This is a genomic window from Faecalimonas sp. (genome assembly GCA_029264305.1).
Taxonomy (GTDB): Bacteria; Bacillota; Clostridia; order Lachnospirales; family Lachnospiraceae; genus Faecalimonas.
Map to the genome: position 1 here is coordinate 32,048 of JARICA010000004.1, position 9,185 is coordinate 41,232.

Annotated in this window: 5 protein-coding genes and 1 pseudogene; 1 reads left to right on the plus strand and 5 read right to left on the minus strand. The window is 34.2% G+C overall.

Annotated features, from left to right (window positions below; all coding sequences use genetic code 11):
• Nucleotide 1: 1 nt before the first annotated feature.
• From priA to ACY2U7_RS00595, 5 genes and pseudogenes are all read right to left on the minus strand, one after another.
• The gene (priA, locus tag ACY2U7_RS00575; RefSeq protein ID WP_461815649.1) at nucleotides 2-2,230 is read right to left on the minus strand and encodes a replication restart helicase PriA; all 2,229 of its coding nucleotides are present in this window, start codon (nucleotides 2,228-2,230) and stop codon (nucleotides 2-4) included.
• Nucleotides 2,208-3,695, minus strand: a complete 1,488-nt coding sequence (locus ACY2U7_RS00580) for a UDP-N-acetylmuramoyl-L-alanyl-D-glutamate--2,6-diaminopimelate ligase (protein WP_461815650.1) — start codon at nucleotides 3,693-3,695, stop codon at nucleotides 2,208-2,210. Before ACY2U7_RS00580 ends, priA begins: the two co-directional genes overlap by 23 nt.
• A gap of 19 nt (nucleotides 3,696-3,714) precedes the next feature.
• Nucleotides 3,715-4,911 (minus strand): Y-family DNA polymerase, encoded by a 1,197-nt coding sequence (locus tag ACY2U7_RS00585; RefSeq protein WP_461811999.1) that lies wholly within the window; start codon nucleotides 4,909-4,911, stop codon nucleotides 3,715-3,717.
• A gap of 1 nt (nucleotide 4,912) precedes the next feature.
• Nucleotides 4,913-7,498, minus strand: a complete 2,586-nt coding sequence (gene clpB / locus ACY2U7_RS00590) for an ATP-dependent chaperone ClpB (protein ID WP_461811998.1) — start codon at nucleotides 7,496-7,498, stop codon at nucleotides 4,913-4,915.
• A pseudogene (locus tag ACY2U7_RS00595) lies at nucleotides 7,495-8,339 on the minus strand (site-specific integrase); the annotation flags it as partial. The gene clpB and the pseudogene ACY2U7_RS00595, both read right to left, overlap by 4 nt.
• 524 nt (nucleotides 8,340-8,863) lie before the next feature.
• Between ACY2U7_RS00595 and ACY2U7_RS00600 the strand changes: the two are divergent.
• A partial coding sequence (locus ACY2U7_RS00600; protein ID WP_461815651.1) for a response regulator transcription factor occupies nucleotides 8,864-9,185 on the plus strand: 322 nt, incomplete at its 3' end.

Here is a 9,185-nt window from a genome sequence, read left to right on the forward strand (position 1 = left end):
TCTAAAATACATTAACCGGATTGAAATCAAATTGAATTTTTATTTTTTGAAATCCGGAATTCATTTCTATATATTTTTCTAAAAAATCTTTCATATCTATTAGCATATCATATCTTTCTTGTTTTATATAAATTAATTTTCTGTAAACATCATTTATTTTTTCTATATAAGGGCTTACAGGACCGATAATCTGATATTCTTTTCTCTTATTCACTCTTTCTGCATACTCTTTTAAGAAAAATGCTCCTCTCTCCAATAACTGCTCATCTCTACTTGTCATGTATATGGCAAGCAATTGCTCTGCTGGTGGATATCCCATCAATTCTCGATAATTTATTTCTGCTTGGTAGAAGGCTGCATAGTTTTGTTGTGCTGCTGTCTGAATGCAATAATGTTCTGGACTATATGTTTGAATAACTACCTCACCTTTTTTCTCTGCACGTCCTGCACGTCCACCAGCTTGTGTCAACAATTGAAAGGTTCTTTCTCCTGCTCGATAATCATTTGCATAAAGTGACAAATCTGCCGCCAATATTCCTACTAAAGTTACATTCGGGAAATCATGCCCTTTTACAATCATTTGTGTTCCTATTAATATATCCGCCTCTTCATTTGCAAATGCAGATAAAATTTTTTCGTGTCCACCTTTTTCTTTTGTTGTATCCATATCCATACGCAAAACTTTTGCAGTAGGAAATTCTTTTTCTACAATTTCTTCAATTTGTTGTGTTCCTGCTTTAAACCCTCCAATATGTCGGGATTTACATTTCGGGCAACTTGTTTGCATTGTTTCTTCATATCCACAATAATGACAAACCAATTTACCATTTTTATGAGAAGATAATGCCACATCGCAGTGGGGACATTTTGCCACATACCCACAAGAACGGCAAGAAACAAAGCCTGCATAACCTCTCCGATTGATAAACAAAATAATCTGTTCCTTCTTCTCTAATCTTTCCTCTATGAGAGTTCTCAATCTATCACTAATAATCGAACGATTGCCCTTCTTTAATTCTTCTCTCAAATCTACTGTATACATCTGAGGAAGTTCTTGACCTGTTGCTCTGCGTTTTAATTCTAATAATGTATATTCTCCATGTAGAGCCCTATAATAAGAATCAACCGACGGAGTTGCCGATCCAAGAACCACACTTGCTCCCTCCATTTCGGCTCTTCTTCTTGCAGTTTCTCTTGCATGGTATCTTGGAATTTGTTCACTTTTATAAGTTACTTCATGTTCCTCATCTATTACAATCAATCCAAGATGTGCAAAAGGAGTAAACAGTGCTGAACGTGGGCCTATCATTACATCGATTTCTCCATTTTTTGCACGAATCATTTGATCATATTTTTCTCCTTCGGACAACCTTGAATTCATAATAGATACCCTATCTCCAAACCGCCTGTAAAACCGCATAACCGTCTGATATGTAAGTGCAATCTCCGGAATCAAAAAAATTGCTTGTTTTCCATCTTGCACAACTTCCTCGATCATTTCCATGTAAACTTCTGTTTTACCACTACCAGTAATTCCATGTATCAAATATGTTTTCCGTATTCCGCTACAGTAATCTTCTCTAAATTGTGTTATGGCTTTTTGTTGTTCTTGCGTATATGTAACCTCAACCTCTTGTCTTTTCGTCTGCCGGATTGGATTGCGATACACACGTTCAGACTCAACAGCTAAAATTTTTTGTTCTTCTAATGCTTTAATCACTGCTTTCGTAACATTTAATTTCTTTATAACGAGAGTTTCTGGTAACTCTTCATTATCCATCAGTTCCGCCAAAACTCTTGCCCTTGCTTTCATATTCTTATGTAAAAATTCTTCCAATTTTTTTCTCGCTTCATCTTCACTTAAAAGAAGTCGAATTGTTCTATTTATCTTTTCTCTCCTCTTTTGTTTAACTGGAAGAACTGTTTTTAATGCTTGTATCATTGTTCCACCATAGTTTTCCTTTATCCAACCTGCCAATGACACAAGCCTTCCTTCTATTTGTACCGCCTTATCTGAAATCTCATAAATCTCTTTCATTTTACTACAATCATAATTACATTTTTCAGAAAAGCCAATGATATACCCCTTTTTCCTTTTATTTCCCACACCAAAAGGAACAAGGACTTCCATACCCTCTTTAACTTTTTCTTCCAACTGCGATGGAACAATATATTGAAATACTCTATCTACATTTTCATGTATAAGATCAATAATAACGTCTGCATACATTTTTCTTATCCTCATCTATAATTTCACAAACCATTTCTCTATCTGTCATATGATATTTCATTCCTTCAATTTCCTGATATTCCTCATGTCCCTTTCCCGCAAGAACAATGATATCATTTTTTCTAGCACACTTTATCCCATAGCGAATTGCTTCCTTACGATTACAAATTTCTAAACACCTTCCATGTACAGATTCTATCCCCTCTCTTATCTCACTCATAATCTGCAATGGATCCTCATATCTTGGATTATCAGAAGTAATAATTGTAAAATCAGACAATATCCCAGATACTTTTCCCATTTCATATCTTCGACCTTCTTTTGTCCGATTTCCACCACATCCGAAAATGCATATTATCTGACGTGGACGATATGAGTGTACCATTTCTAAAATACTTTGTAAACTCATAGCATTATGAGCATAATCTATCAAAACAACTGTTCCTCGATCCGTACATAATTGTTCTACTCTTCCCTTTACTTGAACTTTTTCTAACGATTTTTTTATTTCTTCAAAAGAAACATCTAATTCTTTGCAGACTGCTATAGCACAAAGAGCATTATAAACATTAAATTTTCCTGCCATAACTAAACTGATTTTTCCACACATTTTTCCTGCAATCTGATACTGTATCCCCAATTTTCCATTCTTTTTTATTGCTTTTACATTTTTCGCATAATAATCCGCTTTTTTTGAAAATCCAAACGTAGTCATGGCACACTTAGAATCTTTAAGCATTTCCTCCCAATAAGGATTATCTATATTAACAATTGCCCTCTTACTTTGTGTAAATAATTTTGCCTTACAATTTTTATATTCTTCAAAATTTTTATGCTCAAATTTACTAATATGGTCTTTTCCTAAATTAGTAAACACGCCAATATCGAACTGAATTTCATCTGTCCTATGCAGTTTTAATCCTTGTGAAGACACTTCCATAATGGCCACATTACACTTTTCTAAAAGCATTTCTTTTAAAAAAAACTGTACATCAATAGATTCTGGAGATGTATTTTGAGTTGGAATACTTTTTTCCCCTATTCTAACCTCAATTGTTCCAATAAGACCAACCCTATATCCAGCTTCTTTTAAAATATGATAAATCATATAAGCTGTTGTTGTCTTTCCTTTTGTTCCTGTAATCCCTATCATAAACATTTCTTTAGATGGTTCTCCGTAAAAAACCGCTGCTATTTTCGCCAAAGTTTTCCTTGCATTTTCAACTAAAATAAGTGTGATTCCTTTTGGTACTTCTACCTCTCTATCTGATAAAATTGCCACTGCACCTTTTTCTACTGCCTCTCCAATATAAAAACTTCCATCTGTTCTTGCACCTTTTATACAAACAAACAATGTATTTGGACCTACTTTTTTTGAATTTTGCGTTATCTTTTCAATATCCAAGATTTCTTTTCCCTGTCGGATACTGTATTTTATCGGTTGCAGTAGATTTTTCAGTTCCATATTTTACTGCCCTTTCCTATTATTTTAGAAATGTTCCTCGCTTTACAGCGTCTTCTCCAAAACGGTTTCGTATCTCGTCCAATGCCTTATCTAATTTTCTGTGTTTTTCGTCTTTTGGTTTTTTCATTTGTATATCAAATATACTCAATTGTTCCGGTGCTGTTTCTTCTACTAACTTTGATGTACGAATCCCCAAAAGTCGGATTGGTTCACCGTTCCACAATTCTTCAAAAAGTTGACTTGCATTTTCATATAAAATCTTATCCTCATACACCGCCTTTCCCATCTGTTTTTGGTGGGAAACAGTTTGAAAATTATAATATTTTATTTCCACACTAATCATCTGTGCTTTCTGTCCAGCTTTTCTAAGTCTTTTACCTACACTTTCTGCAAGCCAAAGAAGAACTTCTTTCGCTTCTTCTTCAGTGCTAAGATCTTTTGCCAATGTTGTAGAATTTCCTATCCCTTTTGCTACAGTTTCTTCTGATTGTACCCTTGTTGTATCAATTCCGTTTGCAAATTGCCAAAGTGTTTTTCCATGACTTTTCAAATGTAATTCTAGTATATGTGGATTTGTTTTTGCTAGTTCACCTATTGTTTTTATCTCAAGTTTTCTTAATACTTCCACACTTGCTTTCCCTGCCATATAAAGTCTAGATACAGGAAGAGGCCACATTTTCACTTTGATCTCTTCTGGGAAAAGTGTATGAACTCGATTAGGTTTTTCAAAATCTGATGCCATTTTTGCTAAAAGTTTATTTGTTGAAATTCCAATATTTACCGAAAAACCAAAGGTATCCCATATTTTATTTTTTATTTCTATTGCCCCATCTATTGGCGAATTATATTTATATGCAATTCCTGTAAAATCCATATAACATTCATCCACACTCACCTGTTCAATATCCGATGTATATTGTCGTAAAAATTCCATTAACTTCTTACTATATATACTATACATTTTGTGGTCTGGTGGTTCCATAACTAAATTTGGGCACTTACGAAAGGCATTCACAACAGGTTCCCCCGTGTGAATGCCATATCGTTTGGCTGGAACAGACTTTGCCAAAACAACTCCATGCCTTGACTCCCTATTTCCTCCAATAATAGATGGAATTTCTCTTAAGTCTGCTCCTTCGCCCTGTTTTAACTTTTCTACTGCCGTCCAACTTAAATAAGCTGAATTTACATCAATATGAAAAATAATTGGTGTCATCTTATCCTCTTATACTTGCTGTTAATTCATCGTTTTCTACATCAATTAGAATGGTATCTCTACTTCTTACTTTATCTGCTAAAATAAGTTTTGCAGCAAGAGTTTCTACATGTTTTTGTAAATATCTTTTAAGTGGCCTTGCGCCGTACATAGCTTCGTATCCTCTTTCTGTAATCATTGTTTTTGCCGCTTGTGTTAATTGAATGGAAATTTCTTTTTCCTCTAATCGACGATTAATATCTTTTACTAATAAATCAATGATGTCACAAATATTGGATTTCGTCAACGGTTTAAACATAATTGTTTCATCTAAACGATTCAAAAACTCTGGTCTAAAATGATTACGCAAATCCCTCATGACTAATTCTTCGTTTTCTTTCTGGATATTTCCATCATCATCTATACCATCCAATAAATAAGCTGAACCTATATTTGATGTCATAATCAAAATAGTATTTTTAAAATCTACTGTTCTTCCTTGTGAATCTGTAATACGACCATCATCAAGTACCTGCAACAATACATTAAATACATCTGGATGAGCTTTTTCTATTTCATCAAACAGAACTACTGAATATGGTTTTCTTCTTACAGCCTCGGTCAACTGTCCACCTTCATCATATCCTACATATCCCGGAGGTGCTCCGATTAATCTAGATACCGAATATTTTTCCATATATTCACTCATATCAATTCTAACCATATTATTTTCATCATCAAATAGACTTTCCGCAAGTGCTTTTGCAAGTTCTGTTTTACCTACACCTGTAGGTCCTAAAAATAGAAATGAACCAATTGGCTTACTTGGATCTTTAATACCTGCTTTAGAGCGAATAATCGCCTCCGTCACTTTTGTAACACCTTCATCTTGACCTATAACACGTTTGTGAAGTTCTTCCTCTAAATGAAGTGTTTTATTCCTTTCACTTTCATTTAATTTAGCAACTGGTATACCTGTCCATCTCGAAATAATTTTAGCAATCTCTTCATCTGTCACACTTTCATGAACAAGTGTTAAATCTCTTGCCTTTACTTTTTCCTCTTCATCAGCAAGTTGTTTTTGCAATTGTGGAAGTTTTCCATATTGTAATTCAGCTGCTTTTTCCAAATCATAAGAACGTTGAGCTTTTTGAATTTCTTTATTCAAAATCTCCATTTCTTCACGAATTTTCTGCACTTTTTCTACGGATGCTTTTTCATTATCCCATTGTGCTTTTTTACCAGAAAACTCATCACGAAGTTCTCCTAATTCTTTTTGTAAATTAACAAGTCTATCTTGACTCAATCGATCATTTTCTTTTTTCAATGCAGCTTCTTCAATCTCTAACTGCATAATACGTCTTCTTAATTCATCTAATTCTGTTGGCATAGAATCCAACTCTGTCTTAATCAAAGCACACGCCTCATCTACTAAATCAATTGCTTTATCTGGAAGAAAACGATCTGAAATATATCTATTTGATAATACTGCTGCTGATACAAGTGCACCATCTGTAATCTTTACTCCATGGAATACTTCATATCTTTCTTTCAATCCACGCAAAATGGAAATAGCATCTTCCACAGTTGGCTCTTCTACCATAACTGGTTGAAATCTTCTTTCTAATGCAGCATCTTTTTCAATATACTGTCTATATTCATCCAATGTTGTTGCACCAATACAGTGTAATTCTCCTCTAGCAAGCATTGGTTTTAACATATTTCCTGCATCCATCGCACCGTCAGCTTTTCCTGCCCCTACGATTGTATGCAATTCATCAATGAAAAGAATAATCTTTCCATCACTGCTTTTTACTTCCTCCAATACTGCTTTCAGTCTTTCCTCAAACTCACCTCTATATTTTGCTCCTGCAACCAACGCACCCATATCAAGTGCAAAAATAGTTTTATCTTTCAGTCCTTCCGGAACATCACCTCTAACAATACGCTGTGCTAAACCTTCTACCGCTGCTGTTTTACCAACACCTGGTTCTCCTATTAATACCGGATTGTTTTTTGTTTTACGTGAAAGAATACGAATAACATTTCTTATCTCAACATCTCGTCCAATAACAGGATCTAATTTTTGTTCTCTTGCACGCTCTACTAAATCTGTCCCATATTTATTTAATGTATCGTAAGTCGCCTCTGGATTATCGCTTGTTACCCTTTGATTTCCTCTCACTGTAGAAAGGGCTTGTAAAAACAACTCTCTCGTAATTCCAAACTCCTTAAAAATCATTTTCACTTCTTTATTTGGATACTTTAATAAGGAAAGAAAAATATGTTCTACCGAAACGTATTCATCGCCCATTTGTGTTGCTTCTTCATCAGAATGAATCAAAACTTTATTCAAATCTTGACCAATATAAATCTGACCACCTTGTACCTTTACCCTTTTTCTAAGAGCTTCTTCTACACGATTGATAAATAATTCTTTCTGTATGTTCATCTTTTCTAGTAATTTTAAAATCAAACTATCTTCCTGCGTAAGAAGAGAGTACAATAAATGTTCCTGTTCCACTTCTTGATTACCATATTCATAGGCAACTTTTTCACATCCTTGCACTGCCTGCAATGATTTTTGCGTAAATTTGTTTATATTCATATGTCACTCCTCCTCTTTTTTGTTTGTTCTACATTATGTATAACACGTGTTGTTAGCATTGTCAAGAGGTGAGTGCTAATATTTTTGTTATTTTTTTGCATACCCTTTAAAATCATATTATCCAGCCTTGCAATCTCATTTTCAATCCTTGTCAGCTCTCCGATATGGTTATACGCTTCCATTGTTACATCTATATGAGCGTGTCCCATAATATATTGAAGAACCTTTACGCCATTCGGCATAAGCGGTCTGCCCGATTTTGCCGTAAAGACAACCCCCGAATATCCGTCCACCTCAATGCTCTTATTCTTTGCAAGCATGAAATTGATTTTCCTTTGTTCCTCAAAGGCTTTTGCAACTTCTTGTGTCATAGGTATAATCCGAATACTCGACTGCGTTTTTGGTGTTGAGATATGGAACTTGCAACCATCGCCTAAATTCTTATATATGAGCTGGTGGTCTACATTAACCGTTTTGCCTTGATGTTTATATCTTTCCATATAAGTCCAATCAGCTCCCCACACCTTACCCCCGTACCAATCATTATGGTAAACATGGGGTAATATGTGTTATAGACATTGCTTTGTTTTACAAACTCCATAAACTTTTCTTGTTGAGAAACAGTTAAGGCTTCTTTTTCCTCTGCTGGTTTTCCATAATCGCTAATGGAACTCTTTGCAGGGTTCTTTCGGATAATATCATCATCAACAGCCATTTCTAATGCAGGATAAAACAAGTTGTGAATATACTTGATTGTAGAATAAGCATATCCAGCTTTGAAAAGTTTCGCATAATACGCTTTAATATGTGAGGGTAAAAGCTGAACAACTTTAATTCTTCCATATCAACAGCAATCGGTTGTTCTGTTACTCTTATCTTTGTTTTAATTTCTGCTGGTAATCCTTAACAACATGACGGACAACTTTCTTTAAACAACTTTCAAAACGGCATTGAACTTTTTTCTGGAAGTCAGACGGTTTCATCAATCTCAACCCCTTTCCGCTATGACGTAAAAAGTGGTTCTCCCTCTTTCCGCACCATATAGGAAACGGCAGGTGTGATTTGTTAAGTTGAGAACTCGAAAAAGCTAAAATTTTCCAGAATGAAAAAAGTCCGCACAAAACAGGCTGTTTGCACGAGCGAATGAATTTATATATCTAATTAACGATTTTATTGATTGCTTTTTCTATTTATAACCGATAAATTTCTTTAAAACATTCTCCCTAATTTACACATCAAAAATATTTTCTTAAATCATAAAGTATATTTCTAAATAATTTCTAAATGTACCATAGACTTCTTTGTTTCATGTGGATAGCATAAAAACCTTATGATACAATGTCTAATTAAAGGAGATGAAATCACATGAATAAAATTGCTATTATTGAAGATGATATAGACATTTGCAATATGATTGCAAAATTCTTAGAAAATAATAAATATATCGTTCATTATGCCTTGAATGGTGCAGAGGGAATAGAATTATGTAAATCGATTGTTCCAGATTTAATAATACTTGATATTATGTTACCGAAGTTAAATGGAAATGATGTATTACAACGATTGCGTAAATTTACAAATGCTCCTGTCATTGTTGTTTCCGCAAAAACAATGGTACAGACAAAAATAGATTTATTAAAATTAGGTGCTGATGATTATATGACTAAGCCGTTTGACCTGCATGAGC

Coding starts and splice junctions, on each gene's coding strand:
- priA (WP_461815649.1), bottom strand. CDS start 2,230: ATGTATGCAGACGTTATTATTGATCTTATACATGAAAATGTAGATAGA.
- ACY2U7_RS00580 (WP_461815650.1), bottom strand. CDS start 3,695: ATGGAACTGAAAAATCTACTGCAACCGATAAAATACAGTATCCGACAG.
- clpB (WP_461811998.1), bottom strand. CDS start 7,498: ATGAATATAAACAAATTTACGCAAAAATCATTGCAGGCAGTGCAAGGA.
- ACY2U7_RS00585 (WP_461811999.1), bottom strand. CDS start 4,911: ATGACACCAATTATTTTTCATATTGATGTAAATTCAGCTTATTTAAGT.